Origin of the sequence: Caballeronia grimmiae (assembly GCF_022879615.1) — a bacterium.
Classification (GTDB): Bacteria; Pseudomonadota; Gammaproteobacteria; order Burkholderiales; family Burkholderiaceae; genus Caballeronia; species Caballeronia grimmiae.
The window spans coordinates 516,882-543,315 of the sequence record NZ_CP084274.1 but is presented as its reverse complement, the minus strand read 5'-3'; the positions used below and the strand labels follow the sequence as shown (position 1 = coordinate 543,315).

26 protein-coding genes are annotated in these 26,434 nt (G+C 61.0%); 15 read left to right on the top strand and 11 right to left on the bottom strand.

Annotated elements, in window-relative coordinates; genetic code table 11:
* Positions 1–37: 37 nt before the first annotated feature.
* Positions 38–1,435, top strand: a complete 1,398-nt coding sequence (locus tag LDZ21_RS25790; protein WP_244796951.1) for a 3-deoxy-D-arabino-heptulosonate 7-phosphate synthase — start codon at positions 38–40, stop codon at positions 1,433–1,435.
* 19 nt (positions 1,436–1,454) lie between these two features.
* Here the strand turns inward: LDZ21_RS25790 and LDZ21_RS25785 are convergent, their stop codons facing one another.
* Together LDZ21_RS25785 and LDZ21_RS25780 are read right to left on the bottom strand one after the other, a co-directional pair.
* A complete protein-coding gene (locus tag LDZ21_RS25785) occupies positions 1,455–1,673 on the bottom strand; it encodes a hypothetical protein (RefSeq protein ID WP_244796950.1) in 219 nt (72 codons plus the stop codon).
* Positions 1,674–1,718: 45 nt separating this feature from the next.
* Complete coding sequence (locus LDZ21_RS25780; protein WP_244796949.1) at positions 1,719–3,290, bottom strand: FAD-dependent oxidoreductase; 1,572 nt, start codon at positions 3,288–3,290, stop codon at positions 1,719–1,721.
* Positions 3,291–3,457: 167 nt separating this feature from the next.
* Between LDZ21_RS25780 and LDZ21_RS25775 the strand changes: the two genes are divergently transcribed.
* The 5 genes from LDZ21_RS25775 (at position 3,458) to LDZ21_RS25755 (ending at position 7,064) form a co-directional block, all read left to right on the top strand.
* Positions 3,458–4,534 carry an acyl-CoA dehydrogenase family protein gene (locus LDZ21_RS25775; protein ID WP_244796948.1) on the top strand — a complete coding sequence of 359 codons (1,077 nt, stop codon included), beginning with the start codon at positions 3,458–3,460 and terminating at the stop codon, positions 4,532–4,534.
* Between the two features lie 60 nt (positions 4,535–4,594).
* On the top strand, positions 4,595–5,197 hold the full coding sequence (locus LDZ21_RS25770; protein ID WP_244796947.1) for an SAM-dependent methyltransferase: 603 nt from the start codon (positions 4,595–4,597) through the stop codon (positions 5,195–5,197).
* A complete protein-coding gene (locus LDZ21_RS25765) occupies positions 5,194–5,907 on the top strand; it encodes a glycosyltransferase family 2 protein (RefSeq protein WP_244796946.1) in 714 nt (237 codons plus the stop codon). The genes LDZ21_RS25770 and LDZ21_RS25765 overlap by 4 nt, the downstream gene beginning before the upstream one ends.
* Before the next feature lie 61 nt (positions 5,908–5,968).
* The gene (locus tag LDZ21_RS25760) at positions 5,969–6,844 is read left to right on the top strand and encodes a CHAD domain-containing protein (RefSeq protein WP_309774701.1); all 876 of its coding nucleotides are present in this window, start codon (positions 5,969–5,971) and stop codon (positions 6,842–6,844) included.
* A gap of 28 nt (positions 6,845–6,872) precedes the next feature.
* Positions 6,873–7,064, top strand: coding sequence for a hypothetical protein (locus LDZ21_RS25755; protein WP_244796945.1), 192 nt, complete (start codon positions 6,873–6,875; stop codon positions 7,062–7,064).
* Positions 7,065–7,067: 3 nt separating this feature from the next.
* Here LDZ21_RS25755 and LDZ21_RS25750 read toward each other — a convergent pair whose 3' ends face one another.
* Positions 7,068–7,649: a flavin reductase family protein gene (locus tag LDZ21_RS25750; protein ID WP_244796944.1), complete on the bottom strand. Its 582-nt coding sequence runs from the start codon at positions 7,647–7,649 to the stop codon at positions 7,068–7,070.
* Between the two features lie 121 nt (positions 7,650–7,770).
* Between LDZ21_RS25750 and LDZ21_RS25745 the strand changes: the two genes are divergently transcribed.
* From LDZ21_RS25745 to LDZ21_RS25710, 8 genes are all read left to right on the top strand, one after another.
* On the top strand, positions 7,771–8,508 hold the full coding sequence (locus LDZ21_RS25745; protein ID WP_244796943.1) for a PadR family transcriptional regulator: 738 nt from the start codon (positions 7,771–7,773) through the stop codon (positions 8,506–8,508).
* Between the two features lie 11 nt (positions 8,509–8,519).
* Positions 8,520–9,356: a siderophore-interacting protein gene (locus LDZ21_RS25740; protein WP_244796942.1), complete on the top strand. Its 837-nt coding sequence runs from the start codon at positions 8,520–8,522 to the stop codon at positions 9,354–9,356.
* Between the two features lie 76 nt (positions 9,357–9,432).
* Positions 9,433–10,695: a LysR family transcriptional regulator gene (locus LDZ21_RS25735; RefSeq protein ID WP_244796941.1), complete on the top strand. Its 1,263-nt coding sequence runs from the start codon at positions 9,433–9,435 to the stop codon at positions 10,693–10,695.
* Positions 10,696–10,827: 132 nt separating this feature from the next.
* Complete coding sequence (locus tag LDZ21_RS25730; protein ID WP_244796940.1) at positions 10,828–11,346, top strand: RNA polymerase sigma factor; 519 nt, start codon at positions 10,828–10,830, stop codon at positions 11,344–11,346.
* Entirely contained in the window at positions 11,343–12,155 is an 813-nt protein-coding gene (locus tag LDZ21_RS25725) for an anti-sigma factor family protein (RefSeq protein ID WP_244796939.1), read from the top strand. The genes LDZ21_RS25730 and LDZ21_RS25725 overlap by 4 nt, the downstream gene beginning before the upstream one ends.
* 44 nt (positions 12,156–12,199) lie before the next feature.
* Complete coding sequence (locus LDZ21_RS25720) at positions 12,200–13,027, top strand: alpha/beta fold hydrolase (RefSeq protein WP_244796938.1); 828 nt, start codon at positions 12,200–12,202, stop codon at positions 13,025–13,027.
* Positions 13,028–13,065: 38 nt separating this feature from the next.
* The gene (locus tag LDZ21_RS25715) at positions 13,066–13,485 is read left to right on the top strand and encodes a hypothetical protein (RefSeq protein WP_244796937.1); all 420 of its coding nucleotides are present in this window, start codon (positions 13,066–13,068) and stop codon (positions 13,483–13,485) included.
* A 129-nt stretch (positions 13,486–13,614) separates the two neighbouring features.
* Positions 13,615–14,340, top strand: a complete 726-nt coding sequence (locus LDZ21_RS25710) for a DeoR/GlpR family DNA-binding transcription regulator (protein ID WP_244797305.1) — start codon at positions 13,615–13,617, stop codon at positions 14,338–14,340.
* Between the two features lie 4 nt (positions 14,341–14,344).
* On the opposite strand, the gene LDZ21_RS25705 is transcribed toward LDZ21_RS25710, so the two are convergent.
* From LDZ21_RS25705 to deoC, 8 genes are all read right to left on the bottom strand, one after another.
* Positions 14,345–15,406 carry an ABC transporter permease gene (locus LDZ21_RS25705; protein WP_404980615.1) on the bottom strand — a complete coding sequence of 354 codons (1,062 nt, stop codon included), beginning with the start codon at positions 15,404–15,406 and terminating at the stop codon, positions 14,345–14,347.
* Positions 15,403–16,932 (bottom strand): sugar ABC transporter ATP-binding protein, encoded by a 1,530-nt coding sequence (locus LDZ21_RS25700; protein WP_244796936.1) that lies wholly within the window; start codon positions 16,930–16,932, stop codon positions 15,403–15,405. Before LDZ21_RS25700 ends, LDZ21_RS25705 begins: the two co-directional genes overlap by 4 nt.
* Positions 16,933–16,986: 54 nt before the next feature.
* A complete protein-coding gene (locus tag LDZ21_RS25695) occupies positions 16,987–17,991 on the bottom strand; it encodes an autoinducer 2 ABC transporter substrate-binding protein (RefSeq protein ID WP_244796935.1) in 1,005 nt (334 codons plus the stop codon).
* A 66-nt stretch (positions 17,992–18,057) separates the two neighbouring features.
* Positions 18,058–19,101 (bottom strand): ABC transporter permease, encoded by a 1,044-nt coding sequence (locus LDZ21_RS25690; protein ID WP_244796934.1) that lies wholly within the window; start codon positions 19,099–19,101, stop codon positions 18,058–18,060.
* Positions 19,098–20,033: a ribokinase gene (gene rbsK, locus LDZ21_RS25685; RefSeq protein ID WP_244796933.1), complete on the bottom strand. Its 936-nt coding sequence runs from the start codon at positions 20,031–20,033 to the stop codon at positions 19,098–19,100. The genes LDZ21_RS25690 and rbsK overlap by 4 nt, the downstream gene beginning before the upstream one ends.
* A complete protein-coding gene (locus LDZ21_RS25680) occupies positions 20,030–20,503 on the bottom strand; it encodes an RbsD/FucU family protein (protein WP_244796932.1) in 474 nt (157 codons plus the stop codon). Before LDZ21_RS25680 ends, rbsK begins: the two co-directional genes overlap by 4 nt.
* 73 nt (positions 20,504–20,576) lie before the next feature.
* Positions 20,577–22,967, bottom strand: coding sequence for an aldehyde dehydrogenase family protein (locus tag LDZ21_RS25675; RefSeq protein ID WP_244796931.1), 2,391 nt, complete (start codon positions 22,965–22,967; stop codon positions 20,577–20,579).
* A gap of 25 nt (positions 22,968–22,992) precedes the next feature.
* Positions 22,993–24,000, bottom strand: coding sequence for a deoxyribose-phosphate aldolase (gene deoC, locus LDZ21_RS25670; protein WP_244796930.1), 1,008 nt, complete (start codon positions 23,998–24,000; stop codon positions 22,993–22,995).
* A gap of 454 nt (positions 24,001–24,454) precedes the next feature.
* Here deoC and LDZ21_RS25665 point away from each other — a divergent pair, with 454 nt between their 5' ends.
* Entirely contained in the window at positions 24,455–26,380 is a 1,926-nt protein-coding gene (locus LDZ21_RS25665) for an AAA family ATPase (protein WP_244796929.1), read from the top strand.
* The last annotated feature ends 54 nt before the right edge of the window (positions 26,381–26,434 follow it).

Here is a 26,434-nt window from a genome sequence, read left to right as displayed (position 1 = left end):
AGCGGGCGTGCATCTGGCCCGCGCCCGATCGGCTAACATGCGCGCTCGCACTGAACCGATCGTCATGCCGCAAACCTCTTCCCTGTTAGAACGCACGCTGAACGCCATCGCACGTCGTTATCGTCTGCCGAACTTCGCTGTGCATTCACTCGATACCCATGCGTTCAGTCCCGAGACGGCGCTGGCGCTCGTCATCGAACAGGTTCGCATCGCGACGGCAGGCGGCGCTGTGCCGGATGCGGCGCTGAAACAGCGCTTCTGCGATACGCTCGCGCGCGTGATCGCCTGTGCGATGCATCCTCACACCGGCGATGCAGTCTTTCAGGCGATGCTGCTTCGGCATCGTGAACCGACGGTTCAAGAATACGCGTCGCTGTCCGCACAAGCCGAACGCGATGGCCGATTCGTTCACGCCGCCGTCAATGGGATCGCGCATCCCGCAAAGCTGCAACGCATGGCGCCTGGACAGCAACGAGAACTGCTGGGTGCGTTGCATGCGTCTGCGGTTTCAGCGTCGTGGGGACAAGTCGAAGATCATGCTCGACGTTTGCTCGATCTGCCTGACAGCGCAGGCGATGCCTCCGTCAAGCGGCGCTCGCAGCAGTTGTTGAACGACGGAGCGCTCGTGCGGCTGCGAACACTTCAGTCATTGGAGGGCGATGCATCCGTTCAACGGTATCGATTGCTTCTGGACCAGCACGGTCCTCGCTCGGGAAGCGCTGCTGCCGCCGCACAAGGAGTCGCCGCAAAGCAGCGCGGTGCCGAGGTCGAAGCGCTCGCCGCCCGCGCACTCGAAGCACTGGCTCAACGACTGCACGAGGCGGAAGCGCCGGTGTCGTATTGCGTTGTCACGTCGATGCGTGTTCCAGCATCGATGCCTTCGAGTCACGAGCACGCGAAGACTGAATGGGACGCCGTGCTGTTGCGGCAAGCAGCGACGGTCCGCGATGCAGCGGTCTGGGACGTGTGCCTTCTGATCGAAGCGAAAGCTTCCGTCGATGCGGCATCGACGGACTTTGCGCGGCTTCTCCGTGGCATGCGCCTGCTCGCGAGCGCCGACGCAACCGCCGATTACTCGTTTGAAACGCAGCAAGGCATCGTGCGTATTCGAGGAGCGTCACTGCATGCGCTGCCTGTGGAGGGCGACCGCGTCGCGAGCACGGTGCTGTATTGCTGCGACGCCCTCCCCGATGAGCCGCCGCGACTGCTTAACGCGGCGAGCAGGATGCAACTCCTGTCCGCACCGGGCAGTCTTGATTATGCAAGCACCTTGATGGACGAAGCGCACGCCGACTCGCGCATGCTGGAATCCGTATGGCAGGCCTTGATCGAATCGCCGCGATGGGCGAGCGTGCTCGACCAATACGCGATGCTGCGGCAGGTGCGCGAATTGACGGTTCATGCCGGCGATCTGCTCAGCGCGGCGGATCAGTGAGCGAAGGTTTTCGTCCCTCTCAATCCGCTTGCTCGTCGCACCATCGCGTTGCCCACTGCTGTGCTGCATCGACGGCCTCGGCCTCGCTTCTGTATTCGCCGATATCCCCGGACCACTTTACCTCTTCACGTGTGCCTTCTTCCGATGCAACTCGAAGAATCTTCGCGCGCGCATAGTAGCGGCCGCCCTCGTTCAGGCACGAAGCTTCGATACGGAACTGCTTGTAGTCGAGATCCATGATGGTGTCCCTTCGCATTGACGCCTACTGCTCGATGCCCATTGCTCATTGCTCGTTCGCGATGCTGACTGCATCGTCGATGGACAACGTATGCCGCATCGCCTCGGCAAGCGCGCTCATCTGCCGGTTACGTTCACATCCCACTGCCGCGACGAGTTTGCCCTTGTCGCCGAACAGCGCGATGAACTCGAAGTTCTCCGGCGATCCCGTGATGACGGTCTGATCCCAATGACGCGCGTGCCCGAGATACTCGATGTTCTTGCCGAAGTGATACGTCCAGAAGAAAGGCACGAAAGGCTCTTTCGGCGGCGAGCCGAGCATCGCGTGCGCGGCGATGCGTGCGTGCTGTTGCGCCAGCCGCCAATGCTCGACGCGTATGCGCCCGCCCGGCTCGATCGGCAATTCGAAGCGCGCGATATCGCCCGCCGCGAAGAGTCCTTCGGCGGCTTGCATCGACGCGTCCACATCGAGGCTGCCGTCGTCGTTTCGATCGACGTTCACGATGAAGTCCGTCGCCAGCCGGATGCCCAGGCCGGCGACAACGAAGTCGCAGTCGATGGTCTTGCCGTCATCGAGCGTCACGCGCAAGCGCCGCTCGCTGCCGTCTTCGTTGCGCGCGACGGAGACGGCATGCCGCCGCATGCGGAACTGCACGCCATGCGTTTCGTGAAGACCTTGCACGAGCCGCGCGACTTCGGGGCCAAACTGCTTTTCGAACGGCACGTTGCCGGGCGATACCACCGTCACCGCGACATCGCGCCCGCGCAGCGCAGCCGCGACTTCCAGCCCGATGAAGCTCGCGCCGAGCACGAGCGCGTGACTCTTCTTTGCTGCGTTGTCCACGAGACGGCGTGCGTCGTCACGGCCACGCAGAAGCCGTATGTACTCGACGACACCATCGGCATCGCCGCCTTGCAGCGACGGACGTTTCGGCACGCCGCCCGTTGCGATGAGCGCGGCATCGTAATGAATCGACGGTGCGCTGCCGATATCGATGCGCTTTGCACTCGCGTCCAGCGCGTGAACTTCGGCCTGTATGACTTCGATGGACTCGCGGGCGAAGAAATCATCCGGCAGCAACATCGGCACTTCATCCGGCGACATTTCTCCAGACGGTACAAATTTGCTCAGCGACGTTCGATCGTAGGGCGTGCGCGGTTCGCGTTCAATCACGACGATGCGGCCCGCGAAGCCCGCCTGACGCAACGTCGAAACCGCAGCAGCGCCCGCTGCGCCGAGGCCGATCACCGCGAACGTCCTGCCATCCTTTGGCTTCGATTCGGCCGGCTCGTCGAGCGGTATCGCGCTGGCAAGAATGTCGTCGCCATCGACTTGAACCGGATAACGCTTGAGCGGCATAAGCGGCGGCGGTTCGACGAGCCCGCCGGTTTCGATATCGAATGTCCCTCTGTGCCATGGACAAATCAGCCGGCCATTGCATAACGCGCCTTCTTCCAGCGGTGCGCCTGCGTGCGGGCAATTCGCCTGATAGCCAACGACCCGCTCTCCAGAGCGGATCAACAGTATGGGCGTATCGCCGATTTCGACGCGCTTCATCGCGCATGCGTCCAGGTCCGACAGCGCCGCGACTTTCTGCATAGGAGTTTGATCGGTCATTGTCGTGCTCGTGAGGAAGTGCCCGGTTCAAGCGAGCAACGCGCATGCCGACTTTGCCAAAGGCCGCTCTGTCGACACGTGTCCTCGACAGGTACGGTCCTTGCCTTCACCTACTCGACAGATGTGATTCGCCAGCGCGGCGGTCGGCGCCAGCCACGGAGGAATGCATGAACGATATGAATCGCGGTCCGCGTAAGCGCGCGATCCCGGCTTCATGGCGTGTCCACAAAGAGGACGCGTTCAATGCGACATTGGAAGAAGTGCTCACGGGCGTGCTCTTTACGGACGATCGTTGTGCGAGCCGTGTTGCAACGCTGAACGAACTGCGCGGTCTTGACCTGGACAGACTGCCGCTGCCCGGCTCTGGAAATACAGCATCGCGTTGGGGTGCGCTGGGGGCTGTCGCGGCATGCGACTTGTCGCTCGCGAAACTCTATGAAAGCCATGCCGATGCACTCGCCATCCTGGCGGAGTCGAATTGCGCCGGGCATGCGCCACGCGGAACGTGGGCCGTCTGGGCCGCCGAACCGCCCAACGCCCGCCTTGTTGCGCGAACAGTGAATGGACAGTCGGTGCTTCTCGACGGCACGAAGGCATGGTGCTCGGGCGCGCGTCATATCACGCATGCGCTCGTCACGGCCTGGCGCAACGACGAGCCGGTGCTGGCCGCAGTGGACCTGTCGCAGCAAGGCATCGAGATTGACGAAAGCGGTTGGCAAGCCGTCGGCATGCGCGCGACAGGCACCGCGAGCGTGCGCTTCGACGGCGTGCAGGCGACGTTGATCGGGGATGCCGAAGCATATGTGAATCGTCCGGGCTTCTGGCATGGCGGCGCGGGCATCGCGGCATGTTGGCTCGGTAGCGCAGCGGCCATCGCAACGACGCTCATCGACAACGTTGCACGCCGCGACGATCCACACGCGCTCGCGCATCTCGGCGCAGTGGATGCGGCGCTCGCCTCCGCTGCCGCATTGCTGCGCGAAACGGCTGCATCGATCGACGCGCATCCTTCATCCAGCGCGCAGCAAGGGGCGCTCCGTGCGCGTGTTGCGATCGATCGCGTGGCGATGGACGTCATCACACACGTGACGCGCGCGATCGGTCCGGCGCCCGCCTGCACCGACGCATGGCTCGCGCGCACACTCGCGGATCTGCCGATCTTTGTCCGTCAGAGCCACGCCGAACGCGATGAAGCAGCACTCGCAAAGACGCTGATCGACGACTACGCACGAAGCAACCGATGACGCGCAAGCTCATCGTCCGGCGGCACCACCGAAAACGAAAAGCACAAACAAGGACCGAGCATGTCCACTTCGCGAAGTTACTTCGACGATCTTTATCGCAACAACGATGATCCCTGGCGGTATCGAACGAGCTGGTACGAGCGCCGCAAGCGCGATCTCGTGCTCGCTTCACTGCCGCGCGAGCGATATGAATCCGCCTTCGAACCGGCCTGCTCGAACGGAGAACTGTCCGCGATGATCGCTCGCCGATGCACGCGCCTGCTCTCATGCGACGTCAGCGAGGCGGCGGTGCGCAGCGCAAGCGAGCGCCTCGGGGATACATCGAACGTCACGCTCGAACAGCGCGCCGTTCCCGACGAATGGCCAACCGATGCCCGCTTCGATCTGATCGTCATCAGCGAGCTTGCGTACTATCTTTGGCCCGAAGCCACTGCGACGCTCGCACGGCTTGCATCGACTTCTCTGAGCGATGACGGCGCGCTCGTCGCATGCCATTGGCGGCATCCATTCGAAGGCAAGCTGCAATGTGCTGAAGATATTCATGCGACGTTCGACGCTGCGTTTCATGGCGCGCGCATCGTTCAACATGCGGAAGCCGACTTCATCCTCGACGTGTGGTCGAAAGACGGGCGTTCGATCGCACAGCGCGAGGGCATCGCGTGATCGGCATTGTGATCCCCGCACATAACGAGGAAGCCTTTCTTGCTGATTGCCTCGAAGCGGCGCAACGCGCAGCCGCACACGCCGCACTGCTCGATGAGACCGTTGAAATCATCGTCGTGCTCGACAGTTGCAGTGATGATTCGATGTCTATCGCGCAGTGTTTCGACGTGCACGTGCTGAAGCTCGACGCGCGCAATGTAGGACGTGCGCGAGCAGCCGGCGCGGATTTCATGCTAGAGCGTGGCGCGCGCTGGCTTGCCTTCACGGATGCGGACAGCCGCGTCGCGCCCAACTGGATCGTCGAGCAGCTCAGGCTGGAGGCGGATGCCGTATGCGGATGCGTGACCGTCGATGACTGGAGCCTGCACGAATCGGCCACGCGCGAGGCCTTCTATCGCGGATACACGCATGCGGACGCGCATCGGCATGTGCATGGCGCGAACCTCGGTGTATCGGCACAAGCGTATCGGCGGGCAGGCGGCTTTCCGCCGCTCGCATGCAGCGAAGACGTGGCGCTAACCTTGAAACTGGCGGAGAGCGGCGCACGGATCGCGTGGAGCGCGGCCCCGTGCGTCGTGACGAGCGCGCGCACTGCATCGAAGGCAAGAGGCGGCTTTGGCGATACGCTCGCCGCGCTAGCGGAACGAGAAGCGCAAGAAGTGCTTGCAGAAGCGGCCGCGGTGGCGAACACGCAGCGCGAGGAAGCCTGAGCGAGCGCCGGACGTCGCTCATGAATCTTTGATGACAACCGGTTGATCGCGTGTCGTCGGTATGCAACTTGCCTCCATCTATCGAGTCCAGACTACGGATAACGACATGAAAAGGATTGACGCAGATACCGACGCCCGTGACAACCAGACTGCGGAAACGAGCTTCTCTGCATACGCTGAACCGCTCGTCGGCGATGCCATAGCCGAAGCCGCAACCCTCGAAGCCGCTGCCGATGCAGAGAAGCTGCATAAGCTGCGGGTCGCGCTTCGTCGCTTGCGGACACTAATCTGGGCATATGGTCCGATGCTCGATTCGAAGTTCGGTACGCAACAGCGGGCGATCTACAAGTTTCTTGCGAACGCCGCTGGCAATACACGCGACTGGGACATTCTGATTCAACTCGTCGAAGCAACGGGCGAGCACGGCGCGGCGGAATCGTTCAAGCAAGCTCGTGCGGAGGCATCGCAAAGAAGCCTGGCGACGCTTTCCCATGCCAATGTGAAGCAAGTGCTGCGCGAAGCGGTGAGCGAGGCGAATCGCGAACTGAACACGGCGGCGAAGCGGACGCCGCTGGTCAAGTTCGCGAGAAAACGCGTTGCGACGGCTCAGAAGCAACTCGAGAAGCGGATGCACACTGCTTCCAAAGCCAGCCGCAATGACTACGCGTCGTTTCACGAGGTGCGCAAGGCGGGCAAAAAAGTACGTTACCTGGTTGAATTTTTTGGGCCGTTGATTGGAAAGAAGCAACGCAAAGGGCTCAAGGACCTTAAGCGAATCCAGAAGCGCTTTGGCGCGCTCAACGATGTTGTCGCTACGCTGGATTTGCTGCAGCAACATCGTTCGTCACCGGTCGATGGCGCGGCAGCCGAAAGAGCGCTGCATGCGTTGCAGAAGGAACAGAAGCGTCGATTCAAGGCGGCTGCCAAGTTGCTTTAGGCGGCTCGACGTCAGACAGGAGAACATCGTGACTCTGCAACTCGTGAAATCCAATTCGCTACCGCCGGTTATCCGCTCGATGTCGACGCCACAGGACGAGCCCGCGGATGCCGACAGCGACGACCTCGACGATGTGCTCGACGAGACCGGCGCAGTGACGAACCGCAGCGACGGCAAGACGGGCACCGACACCGAAGCCGAGCCTAATCGGAAGTCTTGACCATCAACGCGGCATCGCCACGGCCTGCCGCACTTCCGCCGCCCGCACGAACTTGCCGGCCCCCAGATGATGAATCGTATGCAAGTCTGCATTCGATTCATCGATGGTCCAGTGCCCGTTCGCAAATACGCGCGCATCCGCTGCCGCTGCCACGACTTCCGCGAAACACGTGTCGTAAGCCTGCTCCGAATGCGGCTCGCTGATTAGCCGGCATTCTAGCCAGGCCGCAGAGCCGCTCTCGATGAGCGGCACCCCCAATACCGGTCCATTCGTCGATTGAATTTTGAATGCATCGAACTTGTCGATGTCGCGGCCGCTCGTCGTTCCCACGGCATAGGCAAGGTCGATCAACGCCGCGCCCGGCACGCATACGCCGAAGGTGTCACTTGCCGCGACCAGTTCGCGGGTGAAGGTGTTCTTGTCGATAACGATAGCAATACGCGGCGGCGTGAACTCGACGGGCATCGACCAGGCCGCCGCCATGATATTGCGCCGATCGCCGTGGGCGCTCGTGACGAGGACGGTCGGACCGTGGTTGATCAAGCGGCTGGCGTGTTCGAGTGCGACGGGAAGAAATTGAGTCATGGAGGAAAGTGCCCAGAAATGTGGAGACGCGAGATTGTAGGCGCCCGATGAAACGCCTTGACAGACACTCTTACGATATATATCTTTAGATATGTTTTACGACAATCAAAGGACTCTCACCATGAGATCTCACCATTTCGGGCGGGATGGCAAGCCCGGCGGACATCACCATCATCGGCATTTTGAATTCAACTCGCCGTTCGACCATCCGCACGTCGCGCACGCGCTATGGGGCATGATCGGGCGGCATCGGCATGGCGGCGGCGGACGTTTCGGCGGCGGCGGCCCGGGCAGCCTCGGCGGATTCGGGGACGGCCCCGACGACATCGGCGGCATGCCGCGTAGTCGCAAGTTCTCATCGGATGACCTTCAACTGCTGCTGCTGGCGATGCTCGAGGAAGCGCCGCGTCACGGCTACGAGCTGATCAAGGCGCTGGCTGACCGCTCCAACGGCTTCTATACGCCGAGTCCCGGCATGGTGTATCCAGCGCTGACGTATCTCGAAGAGCTGGGCTACGCAACGGTCGAACTCGAAGGCAATCGCAAGCGTTACGCGCTGTCCGACGGGGGCCGTGAGTACCTTGCCGCGAATCGCGAACGCGTCGACCTGATGCTTGCAAGGCTTTTGCATTTTGCACGCAAGATGGACCTCGTGCGTCGCGCCTATGCGGGCGAAGAACCCGACGAAGCAGCCGCCGGTTCAGGATGGGCGCCCGAACTGATCGCCGCCCGCCGCGCTTTGAAGCGGGCTTTGCTTCTGCGCACCGATGCATCGCAGGATGAACAGCGCCGTATCGCGGCAATACTCGCGCGTGCGACGGCGGAAATCGAACAGGGCGACGCACGCCCGCAAGCCTGAAGGACTGTCCGATGAACGATTGTTCCGTCAAGGAGCGGCAGGACCGCCCCAATCTCGAAGTCACGCGGGTGCGCCATGCGCTCAAGTTCCGGTTGCTGCAAGTAAGCCGTGTGCATGCGCTCAACCCGCGTTTCGTCCGGGTGACGCTGACCGGCGAGGCGCTCGCGGACTTCGAAAGCGCGTCTTTCGACGACCACGTGAAGGTGTTCTTCCCGCCACCCGGCGAGACGATGCCCGTTGTTCCCGAGGCGGGTCCGGATGGTCCCGTGTTCGATCCGGCAAAGACTCGCCCGATTTCGCGCGATTTCACGCCGCGCCGTTTCGATCGCGAAGCGCGCGAACTGGATATTGAATTCGCTTTGCACGATGCTGGCCCGGCGACGGCGTGGGCGTCCCAGGCGGCGCCGGGCCAATATCTTGGCATCGGCGGTCCACGCGGTTCCTTCGTGGTGCCCGCGCACTTCGACTGGCATCTCCTGATCGGCGATGAAACCGCGCTGCCTGCCATCGCGCGTCGCCTCGAAGAACTGCCCGAAGGCACACGCGCAGCCGCGCTGATCCAAGTGGCCGCTCCTTCGTCGCGCATTGAATTGCACTCCCGCGCCAATCTGTATGCGCAATGGTGCTATCGCAACGGGGACGGGCATTCGAACGACCTGCTGCTGGCGTTGCGCGAACTCTTTTTGCCCGACGGCGACGGCTACGTCTGGGCCGGCGGCGAAGCGACGCTCATGCGCGCAGTGCGCCAGTTGCTGTGCAACGAGCGAGGCATCGACAAGCGACGCATTCGTGCATCGGCCTATTGGAAGCGCGGCGAGCAAGGCGTGCATGGGACGATCGAAGACTGATTCAGTGCGGTCGTCGGACAAGAAGAAGGCGTCCGATAAATTAAACTGATGGCTTGACGTCATCTCTTTCGAGCGAATGGACAACCGCGAACTGCTCAATCTCGCGTATTTGCGCGCATTCAGGCTCGTCGCGCAAACCGGTAGCGCGACGCGCGCCGCAGCCGCACTGTTCCGGGCGCAATCGGCGGTCACGCGCTCATTGCAAGAACTGGAAGCGGCGGTGGGCGAAACCCTGCTCGAGCGCCGTCCGTCAGGCATGTTGCCGACGCCCGCCGGACGCGCCGTGCTGCTGCGATGCGAGCGCATCTTTTCCGAACTCGAAACACTTGCGCAATGGTGCGCCGCGCGGCAGTCGCGCCGGCGTTCGGCATCGGGTAATGCGTTGCCGGCGTTTCTGTTGAATACGCGGCGGTTGCAGTTGTTTTCCGCACTCGCGCGTCATCGACATATGCCAAGCGCAGCGCAAACGCTCGGACTGAGTCAGCCCGCAGTGAGCAGTGCGATTCGCATCATGGAGACGGGCGCGGGCATGCAGTTGTTTCATCGCAGCCCGCGCGGGCTGTTGCTTACCAGCGAAGGCGAGACTTTCGTGCTGCACGTGCGTCGTGCGCTCAATGAATTGCGCCATATTCCCGACGATCTCGCCGCCTTGCGCGGCACGATTCAGGGCTATGTGACGGTCGGCGCGCTGCCGCTTGGCCGGACATTGATTTTGCCCGGCGCGATTGCGCGCGTCGCCGCGCTTTATCCCGGCGTGCGGATCGCAACCGACGAAAGCGCCTATGAACCGCTCGTCGCCGGATTGCGAGCGGGCGATATCGATTTCGTTCTTGGCGCGCTCAGAGCAAACGATGCATCGAGCGGCCTAGCGAACGAACGGTTGATGTCCGAAGACATGGTCGTCATCGCGAGGCAGGATCATCCGTTAGCGCGCGTTCAAGCGTTGACGCTGAAGGAATTGATCTCGGCGCAATGGGTTTTGCCACGCAGCCATGCGCCGGCGCGTGGCATGTTCGAAGCGCAATTCAGGCGGCTCAAACTCAAACCGCCGATGCCGACTGTCGAGACGGCGGATCTTGCCGTCATTCGCGGACTGCTCGCGCATACCGACATGCTGGCGGCGGTATCCGCCCAGCAGTTGCACTACGAATGCGAAGCGGGACATCTTGTCGTACTCGATATTGCAATGCAAAACACGCGTCGAGATATCGGCCTGACGGTACGCGCGGGCAGCACGCCTTCACCGGCCGCGCGCGCATTGATCGATGCAATCCGGCTCACCGTCGATGAGTTGCGGCATACGGCGGGCATCGCTAACCGGATGACGCACATCGCATAGACAACGCGGTGGCGCGTAGCCGGCTCAGAATTTGTTCGACGGGATCGGGAATAAAATGCCAACGCGCTTGTTCTCTCTCTGAAGGAGCGCGCCTGCAACTGGCTGCGACGGGCAATGAGCGACGGATCGAGCATGGATATCCGCAATGACCTGATGGAGCATGTGCCACGATTGCGCCGCTACGCGCGGGCGCTGCTGACCAATCGCGAGCTCGCCGACGATCTCGTACAAGACACGCTCGAACGCGCGCTCTCGCGAAGCCGCACGTTTGAATCCGGCACTGACCTGCGGGCGTGGCTTTTCACGATCATGCACAACGTCTTCGTCAATCAGGTACGCAAGGCTTCGGCGCGCGCGGTGCATGTTTCCGTCGACGATGAAGCTTTCGGCGAAACCGGGCTTGCCGCATCGGGCGGCCAGTTGCATTTGCTCGAAGTGCGCGATCTCGACTATGCCTTGCAGCGTCTTCCAGCGGAACAGCGCGAGGTCGTCCTGCTCGTCGGACTCGAAGAAATGAGCTACGCCGAAGTGGCGAACGCGCTGAGCGTGCCGATCGGCACAGTCATGCCCCGGCTGTCGCGTGGCCGCGAACGGCTGCGCTCTTTGATGGCGGGCGCCCAGCCCGGAGCGAAACTGAAGGTGGTGCGATGAGCGAGCAACCGGCTGCAATCAGCGAAGAAGACATTCACGCGTATGTCGATGGCGCGCTATCGTCCGAGCGCCGCGAGCAAGTGGAACGTGCGATTGAACTCAACCCGGCGCTGGCTGCGCGCGTGAGCGATTATTTCTCACTGAACAACATGTTCCATGAGCGCTATGACCGTGTTCTCAACGAACCGATACCGCCTCGCCTGCGCGCGTTGGAGAACAAGCGGCGCGCATGGAGCGGCGCTAACTGGCCGCAATTCGCCGCCCTGGCTGCGACGCTTGTGCTTGGCATCGGTATCGGCGTTGGCACTGGTTCGTACTTGCCTTGGGCCAGTTCATCGCGGATTGATTCGGTCGCCGCCGACACGAGCGTAGCGATGGCACGAGAAGCCGCGCTCGCACATGTGGTCTATATGCCGACGGTCGATCGTCCCAGTGAAATCGGCAAGGACCGGGAACACGACTTCGTGCAGTACTTGTCCAACAAGCTCGGAACCGATGTCCATCCTCCGATGCTGACGAAGAGCGGCTTTCAGTTGATGGGCGGCCGCATTCTGCCCGGAGAGGATGGCCCGATGGCGCAGTTCATGTACCGCGACGCAAAAGGCGAGCGCGTGACGCTCTGCATATCGCAGCGCAAGACGAGCGCCAACACGACCGCATTCAAGCTCTATCAGGATGGGCCTGTGAGCGTGTTCTACTGGGTCGACGGAGCGTTTGGCTATGCGGTGTCAGGCGGTATCGATCGGAAAGTCATGCTCGAACTCGCGCATGATGTTCACGCGCAACTGACTGAAACGACGCCGGGCTAAGTCGTCTCTGCTAACCTTGAGCGTATTGAAAGCCCCGATACGCCATGAACGATCACGTGCAGTTTGCCGAACTCAATTGCGGCGCTTATCCCCTGAGCATCGAATATCAATGGATCAACGCTGATCGTTCCGATGCGCCTGTCGTCCTTTTTCTGCATGAGGGCCTTGGCTCGATTGCGCTTTGGAAAGACTGGCCGCAGTCTCTATGTGATCGGCTCGGATGCCGTGGCCTCGTCTATTCGCGCCCGGGCTATGGACGCTCGACACCGCGTCCGGCCGGCGAAAAATGGCGGAGCGACTTTCTGCATCTCCAAGCGCGAGTGGTTTTGCCTGCTTTGCTCGATGCGATTGACTTCGACGATGCCGAACGCAGGCGCACGTGGATCGTCGGACACAGCGACGGCGGCTCGATCGCCCTGCTGTATGCAAGCGCGTTTCCCGACGCGCTCGCTGGCGCAGCCGTGCTCGCGCCGCATACATTCGTCGAAGCGATGACGGTCGATGCAATCTCGCAGACCAAAGTCGCGTATGAATCCACTGACTTGCGCGCAAGGCTGGCGCGCTACCACGATGACGTCGACTCCGCTTTCTATGGATGGAACGATGTGTGGCTCGACCCCGCGTTTCGTCACTGGGACATTGCGGCAGAACTTGCATCGATCCGGCGGCCCTTGCTTGCCATTCAGGGCCATGACGACGAATACTCGACGATGGAACAGATCGACCGAATCAAGGCACATGTACCGCACATTCAACTCGCCAAGTTGCCGGATTGCGGTCACTCGCCGCATCGTGACGCCGCCAGCGCGGTGAACGACGCAATCGCCGATTTCTTCAACGCGCATCAGGCAAGCAATTGGCTACAGCGTTAAGGCCGAAGCGCTTTGACCACTACTCGAAGGAGAATTGCATGTTGCTGACCGATGAAGAACTCGCCCGCCTGCAACCCATCGCGCCGTTTCTACAGAGTGAAGCGCGCACGTCGCTTGAAGCGGAGGCAAACTATGAAATCGTGATGGAACTGGAAAACCATCTCCAGCCAGGTTTGCGTGTGCGCGGAACCGAGTCGCCAGCGACGACAGTTGATCCCGACGCCCCGCCCTATCCCGTCGATTTGTTCGTGGGCCTGCCTCTCGAGGAACTGCGTGCACTTGCCAATGCAAACGACAAAGAACGCGACGATGCAATCGCTCGCTTTGGCGCAACGTTTTCGCCGCGTCTTCTCAGGGCCATTGCGAAGATGTTGCCTAATCAGATCGACCTCGATGCGGGCGTTCAGAGCGAAGCAGGCACCCTTTCGGTCATTCTGGCAACAAGCGACGAAGAGTAGGTTTTCACTCCGTATTTACCCGCGGCGCGCTTGTATCGCGCGTGCCGATTCCCCTTGCATTGTTATAATTCTCTCATCCCACGACCAAAAGCTAACACCGCGGCGACGCGTTGCCAGACTGCGAATTCAATGGCCAAGACCGACCGCCTCCGCACGCTCGCAAGCGCGCTAGAAAAACAAAACGTCTTGCGCCTGCGCGACGCGGCGGCATTGCTAGGTGTATCCGAAATGACGGTTCGCCGGGATATCGCGGCGAATCCCGGGCAGTTCACTTATCTTGGCGGCTATATCGTCAGCGCAGCGGATTTGCCGAATGCTGCGGGCTATACCATCGACGAGGAAAAGGATCATTTCGCGCAAGCAAAGGCCATTGCCTCTGGACACGCGGCTAACCTGCTCGTGGATAGCGAGACGATCTTTATCGATTGCGGCACTACGCTAATCACGCTCGCGCGGCAGATTCCCGCCGACATGCATTTGACGGTGGTTTGTTATTCGCTCAACGTGGCGGAAATTCTCCGGCGCAAGCCCAACGTCCGCATGATTCTGCTGGGCGGCGTGTACGTGCCTTCGTCGGAATCGTTCGCAAGCGATGAAAGCGGCGAGACGCTAAGGCGCATGGGTATCAATAAGGCTTTCATGTCGGCAGGCGGCGTGGACGAAGCGCGCGGCGTCACCTGCTGGAACTTTCACGAAGTCGCGATCAAACAGGCTGCGATGGCAAGCGCCGTTGAACGGCACCTGGTTGTCGATTCCAGCAAGCTCGGCAAAGTCAAAGCCGTGCGCTTCTCTCAGCTTTCAGAATTCGATTCGATCATCACGGAGCACGGACAGGATTCACGCAAGCGCGCTTAACGAATTACTGTCGGCGCCCCAGTGCGAACAACGTCCCGGCGACGAGAATGAACGCGCCAATGATCACCTTCTGCCAGGTGCTCGGCACTCCCACCAGAATCAGTACGCTATTGATGAGTGTGACGAGCACGACGCCCAGCAGCGTGCCGATCACCGTCCCCGTACCGCCGGTAATGCGCGCACCGCCGAGAATGACGGCCGCGATCACATCCAGCTCCGTGCCGACGAGATCGAACGGATTGGCAAGCCGGTTCGTCGATACATGCAGGATGCCCGCCACGCCGGCAAGCAAGCCGGTATAGCCGAAGACGAAAAGATGAATCGCGCGGAGGTTATAGCCGAGACGTTCGGCAATGGCGAGGCTGCCGCCCATCGCGTAGACGCCTCGGCCCATCATCGTCCGATTGAGCAGCCACCATGTGACGATTGCCGCAATCACCAGCGCGATCGCCGATACCGGCAGCACCGCGCGCAAGCCATCAGCCGTGTGATAGAAAAAGAGCGGCAAGCGGCCGAACGTATCCATGCTATGCGGAATGTTCATGAAGAACTGCGTACCGACGAACGTCAGCAGCAAACCGCGAAACAGATACTGCGTACCGATGGTGACGATCAGCGAGGGCGCCTTAAGCCGGTGCACCAACATGCCGTTCACGATGCCGAGCAGTACCCCGCCGACCGCGCCGGCGAGCAGGATCAACGCGAACGGACATTCGGGCCACCATGCAAATACGGCCTTGGTGATGGAATACATCGTCAATGCGGCAATTGCAGTGAACGACACGTCGATGCCGCCCGATGCGAGCACCACGAGCGTTCCGAGCGCAAACAGCGATACGGTCGTCGCCGAATGAAGCATGTCGAACAGCGTCGCGAACTGGAAGAAGCGCGGATTTAGGCTGCCCACGACCAGACAGGTCACGACGATCAACCCGACCGTAAACCATTCAGGATTGCGCATCAATTGCGCATACAGATTGCCCTTGCGCACACGCGGCGCGACTTCGCTCGGCTGTGCCGTCATTGTCTCGCTTCCTGCGCGCCGGATGGATTCACTCATGCTCATGCTGCCTCGGAAAGTAGCGCGTGATAAAGGTCGGCTTCGTTCAATGTGTCCGCACGATACTCGTTCGCAATCCGGCCTTTCTTCATCATCAAAATGCGGTCGCAGTTCTGCAGCAGTTCGGGCAGGTCATCGCTGATCAGAACAATGCCGATACCTTCTTTCGACAGCCGCTGCATGATTCGGTAAATGATGTCCTTCGATCCAACATCGACGCCTACCGTGGGCCCGTGCAGCACCAGCACGCGTGGATCGATAGTCAGCCAGCGGCCGATCAGCACGCGCTGCTGATTGCCGCCAGAGAGCGATTGCACCGGCTTGTCCACATCGGGCGTGGCGATCTGCAAGTCCTTCACCGTTCGCTCGGCAAGCGCTTGCGCACGCTTGCGATCGATTTGGCCAAAGCGGTCCCGCAGGCTCGAAATCATCGCGGTGACAACGTTATCGCGTATCGGCTTGTCGAGGAACAAGCCTTCATTCAGGCGGTCTTCGGGTACGTAGCCTATTCGCTGCGCCTTCGCGTCGGCGGGCGAGTGCAAGCGCACGCGCATGCCGTCGAGCGTCACGACGCCGCTATCCGCGGGCGCCACGCCAGCCAGCGCGCGCGCCAGTTCATTGCGTCCGGAGTCGAGCAATCCCGTTACGCCGAGTATTTCGCCTTTGTGCAAAGCAAACGACACATCCGCGAATTGCCCTTTACGTCCCAGGCCTTTTACGTCGAGCACCACTTGCGAAGCAACGCTGTCCCCTTCGCCGCGATAACGCTCCGTCGAGAGATGCTTGCCCGTCATGAGCTCGCTGATCTGCGCTTTCGTATAGTTTTCGATCGGGCCTTGCGCCATCTTCTGGCCATCACGCAATACGATGACTTCGCCGCCGATCGCATAGCATTCGTCCAGCTTGTGGCTCACGAACAGCACTGCAACACCTTGCGCACGCAGCTTTGCGAGCACGGCGATCAGATTGTCGACTTCCTTTTGCGTGAGCGAAGTCGTCGGTTCATCCATGATGACGAACTTCGCCTCACTGGCAATCGCGCGTGCAATGGCAACGAGCTGACGCGTCGCAAGCGGCAACTGTTCGATCAACGTTCCCTGAAAATTCACGTCGCCTGGCAGACCCACGGCTTCGAGCGCACGTGCGGCGGTCGCGGCAAGCGCGCGGCGATCGAACGTGCGCGCAAGTTTTCCTGCATGCTCCGCGAGTTCAGACGTCAATGCGACGTTCTCGGCCACACTCATGTTGGGCAGCAGCGACAAGTCCTGATAGACCGTCTCGATGCCCGCCGACAATGCTTCCAGCGGCGACAGCCGCGCATGGCGCACGCCTTCTATGACGAGTTCGCCTTGATCCGGTGGTTGCGCGCCCGAGATGATCTTGATGAGCGTGCTCTTGCCGCAGCCGTTCTCGCCAAGCAGGTGATAAATCTGCCCGCGCTCGAATGCGAGCGACACGCCGCGCAGCGCATAGACGCCGGTAAAGCGCTTATGAATATCGACGACTTCGAGGAGCGGTGTCTCTTTGGTCATGGCGTAAGATTTCGCGCGGCGCGTGAGTGACATACACGCGCCGCAAGCATCACATCAGAACGGATATTGTTTGTAGTTCGTCTTGTCGACATCCACCCAGCCGGTGCCGCGCACGATCACGCCTTTACCCGGTCCCTTGCTGACGGTGACTTTGTTGTAGCCGGGCACGCCAAGGTCAGCGCCGTTCTGCACCGACTTGCCATCGACGAGCATTTGCGCGACCTTGTTCATCGCGATGCCCGCGAGCTTCGGGTCCCAGAACGCGATGCCATTGATTGCGCCGCTTTCGAGAAACTTGCCTGCTTCGGTCGGCAAGCCGGTTCCATAGACACAGATCTTGCCGACCTTGCCCGCCTCTTCCACCGCGCGGCCGATGCCGATCACGTCCAGCGACGACGAGCCCTGGAAACCAGTCAGATCAGGGTGCTTGCGCAACACTTCCTTGGCGACCTGATACGCGCGCTCACCGTCGTTATTGGTTTCGAGCTTCGGCTCGACGAGATCCATCTTGGGATACTTGGCCTTGGCATTGCCGATGCCGCCGTCCGCCCATTGCACTTGCGAGCGGCTTCCGAGCGAGCCGACCAGCACCGCCCATTTGCCTTGCTGCCCCATGCACTTCGCGAGCCGCTCGTTCAGGCCTGCGCCATAGGCGGTGTTGTCGAATGCTTCGATATCGACCATCGTGTTCTTGGCGTTGTCCGCTTCATGCGTGACGACCTTGATGCCGCGATCCATCGCCTTCTTCAATGCAGGCTCGAGCGTCGGCGGATCATAAGGAACGACTGCAATTGCAGTCACTTTCTTCGCGATCAGGTCTTCGATGATCTTGAGTTGCTGCGCGGCATCCGCACGACCGGGGCCCGTCTGATAGACGCTGATGTTCGGGTTTTCCTTGCCGAACTCTTTCACGCCGTCATCCATGCGATTGAACCAGTTGATGCCCGTCACCTTGACGACGGTCACGATGGTTTCGTTGGTCGCGGCCTGCGCGGCTGCGATGGCCCCTGCGGCAAGCGCGATCGCCGTAAGAGCCGTGCCGAATTTTTTGAGCTTCATTGCGCTGTCTCCTTTATGTTTCGAATAGATCTCGATTGGTCTTTTGAAGCAATCACACGGCAAGTATCAGCGTCCCGTCGATGCAGGCGGCGGCGGAACCTTCGTGGTAGGCGCGGCGCCGCCGATGCCGAAGATCGCGCGAACGCGTTCGCCACCCGCAAAAGCAAGCGACGCCAGCAACAGAAAACCCCAGGCGCAATCGCCAAAGAACTGCGAGACGCCGAGCAGATTGAACAGGCTCGACAGGAATTGCAGCACGGTTGCTGCGAGAAATACGCAGACGATGCGGCCATAGCCGCCCGCCGGATTCACGCCGCCCATGACCGCGATCAGAATGGCAATCAGAAGATATGAATTGCCGTAGTCCCATTTCGCGCTGGACGTATGCGTTGCACTGATGAGACCCGCTAGCGATGCAAGCACGCCGCACATGCCATACGTGAGAATCAGCATCCGCGCGCGCGGAATGCCGGCATAGAAAGCCGCTTTCGGATTCGTGCCCATCAGGTACAGGCGCAAACCGAACGGCGTGCGCTTCAGAATCCAGCCGAGCAAAATAACCGCTGCGATGAAGATCCACAACGAAATAGGCACGAGCAAGAAGACGCCATTGCCGATATTCGATAACGCATCGACATATTCCACGCGCACCGATGCCCCGTTGCTCAACACCACCGCAATCCCCGTGAAGAGCAACTGCGTGCCGAGCGTGCAAAGAATGGGCGTGAGTCTGAGCTTCGCAATGACGACACCGTTGAGCAGGCCGCCGAAGAGGCCCATCGTCACGACGACGCCTATGAACACCGCGGTATAGAGCGCGGGAGAATCGTCGGCGGAAACCATTTTCGGCAACAGCAACGCGGCCACCATGCCTGAGAGATTCGCAAGCCCGACACCCGACAGATCGATGCCGCCATTTCCCGACACCATCGAAAGCATGATGCCCAGCGCGAGCAAGCCGAGTTCAGGCAACTGGCCGCCCATCGACTGCAAATTGTCGATGTCGAGAAACTGCCCATGCGACAGCCACGTCGCGATGACGATGACAAGCAGGTTCACGCCGACGAGGAAATTGAACTGCCGGTCAGCGAGCCACTTCGACGCCTTCATTGCACAACGCTCCTTTCGGCGAGCAACGCATTGATTTCTTCGAGGCGCGGCATGGAAGGCGCGGTGCCCGCCCGCGTCACCGATATGCTCGCGAGCGCGCAGCCGAATCGCACCGCGTCGATCGGACTATCGCCGCGTGCGAGCGCCGCTGCGAAGCCGCCGGTGAAGCCATCGCCTGCACCTGCCGTTTCAACGACACGCCCGCAATCGAAGGCCGGCACGAGCACCGATTCGCTCGCCGTGTGCAGAAGCGCACCCGCTTCGCCCAGCGTGATGATCGCGGCGCGAGCGCCTTTGCTCAATATAATGGCCGCCGCGCGTCGTGCATCATCGACTGATGAAACGGCGATGCCGGTCAATGCGGCCGCTTCCGTTTCATTCGGCGTGATGTAGTCGCAGAGCGGATAGATATCGTCAGAGAGCGGCAGGGCGGGCGCGGGATTGAACACCGTCGTCACGCCATGCTTTCTTGCGAGTTCGAGCCCGCGTCGCGCAGCCGGAATGGGCTGTTCGAGTTGCGTGACGAATACGGCCGCACGCGCGATGTCCGCTTCGATTGCGTCGACATCCTGAGGACCCAGCGTGCCTGCCGCGCCCGACGCAACGATGATCGCGTTGCCGCCCGTGTTCTCATCGACATAGATATGCGCGGCTCCGGTGGCCGCCTCGTCGATCACAGTGGCGCGCGACGTAATGCCTTCCGCAGCCCACGTCGCTTGCGCGATCTTGCCGAACGCATCGTTGCCGATGCGCGTGCAAAAGATCACGTCCGCGCCTGCGCGTGCGGCTGCAACGGCCTGATTCGAGCCCTTGCCGCCCGGCCCCATTGCAAACGCGGACCCTGTCACCGTCTCGCCGAGCAAAGGCATGCGTTGCGCACGAAACGCGAGGTCGGTGACGTAGATGCCGAGAATGACGACGCTGCCGCTCATCGCGCATCCCCTTGCGGTGCATCGGGCGCGAGTTGCACGCCCTTCTTGAAGATGAAGCAGCCGTAGCCGCGCGCTTCGCCCGTCGCAATGACGCAATAGGCTCTCTTTGCACGCTCATAGAAAGCGAAGCGTTCGATAGGTGCAAAGTCCAGCGCGCGTCCTTCGGCCTCGTTCACTTCGCGTTGCGCTTCCTTCTGCACGGCGGGCAACGCGGATGAATCGCCGACGACTTCCATGCGGCCTGCGGGATCGTCGACAAAAGTGTCCAACGGTAATACCGACAGCACTGCGCGAACGACGCGCGGTGCATTTGCGCCATCGACACGCAACAGCTTTCCAAGCACCGTTTGACGCGCGACGGAATCCGCCGGGAAATTGGCGTCGCAAATCACGACTTCATCGCCATGACCCATCGCGGCAAGCGCGTAAAGGATGTCGGCGTTCAACAGCAGATCAATGTTCTTCAGCACAGTGTCTCCTCCATGCACAGGCGTGTTTCGTCTGAAATCTGCGCCCAATGAACTCTCTCGACTAATGCCTCAATCAATCGCCATAAGGCACCCAGATGTTCTTGACTTGTATCGCCTGGCGCATGAAGGGCAAGCCTTCGCTCGACGCATCGTGCCAGTCGAAGGCGCGACCCTGATCGACGAAGGTCCGCTTCAGATTGCCGACCGACTCACGCTCGACCATCGCCGACAGCGCCGCGCCATGAAAGCACCAGAGCGCATCGACATCGTCGTGCTTCGCAAGCGTCTGCGCCAGTGTCTTCGCATCGCCTGTGACGATGTTGAGGGCTCCGCCCGGCACGTCCGACGTTTCCGCGACCTGATAAAAATCCGTCGCCATGAGCGGACAGGTCTCACTCGGCACCACGACGACACGATTGCCCAGCGCAAGCGCAGGTGCGATCAGCGAAACGAAGCCAAGCAAAGGCGCTTCATCGGGGCACACGATACCAATCACACCCATCGGCTCATGCATTGCCAGCGCGACGCCGTGTAGCGGCGGCGCATGCACCGCGCCATCGAACTTGTCGGCCCATGCAGCATACGTGAAGAAGCGCGCGATCGATGCTTCTACTTCGCGTTTGGCGTCACGCTCATTCAAACCGGCGCGCGAAAGCAGTTGCCGAGTGAATTCGTCGGCACGTGCGCTCAAATTCTCTGCAAGGTAATAGAGCACCTGTGCGCGATTGTGCGCAGTCGACGTTGACCACTTCGTCATGCCTCGCGCTGCACTCACCGCATCGCGAATATCCTTGCGACTTCCTTCGCTGACTTCTCCGACGATCGCGCCCGACGGTGCGCGCACCAACCGCGAATAGCCACTGTCGGGACGCGTCTGCTTGCCGCCGATATAAAGCTTGGCCGTGCGGTCGATTGCACTCACGCTGCCGGTGTCGCCAGTCGAGCCGGTTTGCGCGGGAAGCGCTTTCGTTTCGTCGCGTACCGGCAGCTTGGTCCATGCGCGCGGCTTCAGATATTCGTGAATGCCCTCGCGTCCGCCCTCGCGCCCGAAACCCGACTCGCGATAGCCGCCGAAGCCTACGGCTGCATCGAACAGATTCGTCGCATTGATCCAGACGACACCGCATTGCAGGCGTGGCGCGACATCCAGTGCGCGGCTGATATTCTCACTCCATACGCTCGCCGCAAGCCCATAGCGCGTGTTGTTCGCAAGCGCGACCGCTTCTTCCGGCGTGCGAAAGCTCATCGTGACGAGCACGGGTCCGAATATCTCTTCCTGGGCGAGCGTCGAAGCGGGAGCAACATTCGTGACCAGCGTCGGCGGAAAGAATGCGCCGCCTTCGGGCAATGCAAGACGTGACGGCTGATGGATCGCACAGCCTTCGCTTTGGCCCCTGGCAACCAGCGCACGGATGCGTTCGAGCTGCACGTCATCGACAATCGCGCTCATGTCGACGCCCTTGTCGAGCGAAGTTCCCACGCGCAGCGTATCCATGCGGCGCTTGAGCTTGTCGATGAAACGCGCCTCTATGCCCTCCTGAACGAGCAGACGCGAGCCCGCGCAGCAAACCTGTCCTTGATTGAACCAGATCGCATCGACCACGCCTTCGACGGCGGAGTCGAGATCGGCATCGTCGAATACGATGAACGGCGACTTACCGCCCAATTCGAGCGTGAGTGACTTTCCCGATCCCGCGGTCGTTGCGCGGATATGCCGGCCCACTTCCGTCGAGCCCGTGAATGCGATCTTCGCAACGCGAGGATGTTCGACGAGCGCCGCGCCCGTTCGACCATCGCCCGTCACGACGTTGAGCACGCCTTTGGGCAAGCCCGCGCGGTGCGCCAGTTCGGCAAACAGCAACGCGGTCAGCGACGTATATTCCGCAGGCTTGAGCACGACGCAATTGCCGAGCGCAAGTGCAGGCGCGATCTTCCATGCAAGCATCAGCAACGGAAAATTCCAGGGCACGATTTGGCCTATCACACCGAGCGGGGCCCAATCCGGGAACTCGCGATCCTGCAACTGCGCCCATCCCGCGTGATGCAGAAAGTGCCTTGAAACAAGGGGGATATCGATATCGCGCGACTCGCGGATCGGCTTGCCGTTGTCCAGCGATTCGAGCACGGCAAAGAGCCGGCTATGTCTTTGGACCATGCGCGACAACGCATAGAGATGCCGTGCGCGCCCGCCTCCGCCGATGCCCTGCCACGACTCGAGCGCACCGTGCGCGGCTTCTACGGCCGCATCGACGTCGGCGCTGGCGCCTTGCGCAATCGATGCGAGTACGCGGCCCGTCGCCGGTTCGCGGGAATCGAAGCGCTCGTCGTCGGTTCCATCGCGCCATGCGCCGTTGATGAAGTGACCGAAACGGCCGGCGTGTTCGTCGAGCCATGCGCGCGCGGCGCGGTCGTCTTCCGGTGCGGGTCCGTATTCCATCGAAGAAAAGTAATCGGCTACGCTCATGAGGCTTTCTGTTTGAGTGCTTGATTCAAGCGACCGGATGACGATTGAACGCCGAATAGCGCCCGCTTACATGATGTTCGAGTTGCCGCTCGATATCGGCAAGCAGGCTCGAAGCGCCAACGCGAAACAGGTCAGGCTCGAGCCAGGCGCGCCCCAGTTCTTCCTTCATGAGGATCTGGTACTGAAGCACTGACTTGGCTATCGAAACACCGCCCGCCGGCTTGAAACCGACTTCAACGCCGGTACGCGCGAGGTACTCGCGAATCATGCGCACCATGACGAGCGACACGTCGAGCGTGGCGTTGACGCCTTCCTTGCCGGTTGACGTTTTGATGAAGTCCGCGCCGGCCATCATGCAGATCATCGACGCCTTCGCGATATTGGATAGCGTGCGAATGTCGCCCGTTGCGAGAATCGCTTTGACATGCGCATCGCCGCAAGCCGCGCGGAAGTCGCGCATTTCGCTATAAAGCGCTTGCCAGTTTCCGGTCAGCACATGCTCGCGGGTAACGACGATGTCGATTTCACTGGCGCCATCCGCGACGGATGCCTCGATTTCCTTGAGCTTTAGCGCGTGCGGATTCAGTCCGGCGGGAAAGCCCGTCGATACGGCCGCCACCGGAATGCCACTGCCTTCGAGCGCATCGACGGCCGTCTTGACGAAGCGGTGATAGACGCAGACCGCGCCGGTCGTGATGGAGTGAGCGGACATGCCGAGCGCATCCAGCAAGTCGTCGCGCACAGGACGGCGCGCTTTGGCGCAAAGGCGTTCGACGCGCGCAGCAGTATCGTCACCGCTTAGCGTGGTCAGGTCGATGCAGGTAATCGCCTTCAGCAGCCACGCTGCTTGGGCGTCTTTCTTCACGGAACGACGCGCGCCGAGCGCTGACGCTCTTCGCGATACGGCTGCCTGATTCACGCGGAGGCCGTCGAGCCACGAGAGATCGAGAGGCACGCCCGAATTGCGCGCGCTGGCGTGAGACTGCGCTCTGCCGGGCCAGGCTACGACGGACTTCGAAGCTGTTTCCACCATGAGATCGTCTGATTACACGCTGGGCGGCGCGCAATACGTTTTTGATAAGTTGAGCGCAGTCTAACGCAGAGTTGTTACGATCGTAACATAGGGAAATCGCGGAGACGCGCCGTGTTTGGTCATATCAAAGCAGCGGAAAACGCACCGGTGCAGCAGCATTTATTACCGCGTGGAACGCCTTTAAATGCTGTGTTATTCTCGACTACACGGTGCTAACTCGCGCGACCGCAGTGAGTTTTGAGTAGGTTTTACCGCTCGGAATTGGGTCAAGTACGCGCGCCATCTGCCGTTAAAAAGGCAGTGCACTGAGAAACTTTCTCCCTCGCGGTTCAAGGTCAATCGTCAAGCCGAATACGGCGGGCATCCCACCACCGAAGTATTTCGACACACCCGGACGCCCAGCGCTCCGACATAAATCAAGGGCCGCCTTTGCGACCCGTCCAGGATTTGCCAGATGAAACCGGTAAGGAATCTTTTGCGGTCACGCTTTGGCCGCTTGTTCGTTTATGGCTTGACCGTCGCTGCAGTGGCTACCGCCGCGACTGTTTTCATCTGGCGTCACAATGCGGCCGTACCGCAGCATGAATCCCTGGCGCTGCCGGGCGTGGCGAGCGAGATGCGCGCGGATGCGACGCCCTGGACGCATCGCGAGAAAGACGTGTCGCAGTGGATGGCCGATATTCGCGCCAACGAAGTCACTGCCATTGGCGTGAGTCGCGACGCCATTCTCGTGTCGACCCAGCGCGGCGAAAAATACTATGTCGCCGACCATAACAGTTCGTTCTCGAACGCGCTGTTGATCGGCGATCTGAAATCAGGTGCGAAGGCCCCTTATCAACTCGTCTGGCTGCCGGACGCAAACGTGCAGACCGGCATGGCGCGCTGGGCTGACAACTTCGATCGTCTGCGCGATGTATTGAGCGTGCTGCTGCCGGTGCTGATGGTCGGCGGCCTCGTGTGGTTCATGCGACGTGAAATGCGCGGCGGTGCGCAATTGCTTGCGAAGTCCCCGACGATGCGCTTCGACGATGTCATCGGCGCGGGCGAAGCGAAGGCCGCGCTCGCCGACGTGCGCGCGTGGCTCACGGAACCCGCGCAATTCACCGGCATGGGCGTGCGTGCGCCGTGCGGCATCCTGATGACCGGCGGCCCCGGTGTCGGCAAGACGCGCCTCGCGCAAGCCCTCGCGGGCGAGTGCGGCGCGAACTTCATCGCGATTACAGGCAGCTATTTCAGCGCGAAGTATTACGGCGTCGGCATTCAGAAGGTCAAGCATTTGTTCGAGCTGGCGCGCAAGAACGCGCCGACCGTGATCTTCATCGACGAAGCGGACGGCTTGGGCAAGCGCACGGATACCGGCGGCGGGCCGGTCGAAGCCGAAAGCAATCGCATCATCAACCAATTGCTTGCGGAGATGGATGGATTCGCTTCGAACGAAGGCGTGATTATCGTTGCGGCGACGAATCATCCGGATAATCTCGACGAAGCGCTGCGGCGCCCGGGCCGCTTCGACAGAACAATTCAAGTGCGTCTGCCGGATATCGAGGACCGTGAAAGGATCTTGCGGTTTTACGCGGCGAACCTGAAAACGAAGGCCAGCGATATCGACTTCACCCAGCTCGCGCGCCTTACGACGGGTCTGTCACCGGCCACGCTCGCGATGATCGTCAATCAGGCAGGACTCGTCGCGCGCAAGGCAAGCGAGAAGGAAGTGGCTGCGGAGCATTTCGTCGAAGCGATCAAGATTGCGCGCATCGGCGATATCAACGGCGCCGAGCGCGCCCTGTCCGACGATGAACGCACGCGTATTGCCATTCACGAAGCCGGTCACGGCCTCGTCGCGGCATTGCTGGATACGGGCGTGCTAGAAGAAGTCACAATCTTGCCGCGCGGCGGCGCGTTGGGCGTGGCGCTCATCACAAAGAAGCAGGACAAGCATCTTTATCGCGAGACAGAGTTACGCAATGAGATTCAAGTGCTTCTCGGCGGGCGCAATGCGGAACTGCTTATGTTCAATGAAGCATCGAGCGGTGCGGCTCAAGATTTGCAGGAGGCGTCGCGAATCGGACTCGATATGGTGTCGAAGTTCGGCTTCAACACGGACGGAAATCTGTTCAGTCTTGCCGCACTGCCCCAGCAAGTCGCGGGGTTGCAGCTCAAGTCGGCGATCGAGCATGCGAACGAACTTCTGCACGATCTGAACGACGCGTGCTTCGCGCTGCTGAAGGCGAATGAGCCGGTATTGCGCGCGATTGCCAATCAGTTGCTCGAATCGGAGACGGTGCCGGGCGAAACGGTGTATGCGTTGATTGGCGAGCATGCGGCGGCTGGGAAAGCGATCGCAGATATCGACGAAATCGACGAGGCGCTCGCGGCATAAAAGAGACGTCCGCTTGCAGCCTTCGCGTTGAACGCGTATTGGTGATGGTCCGTG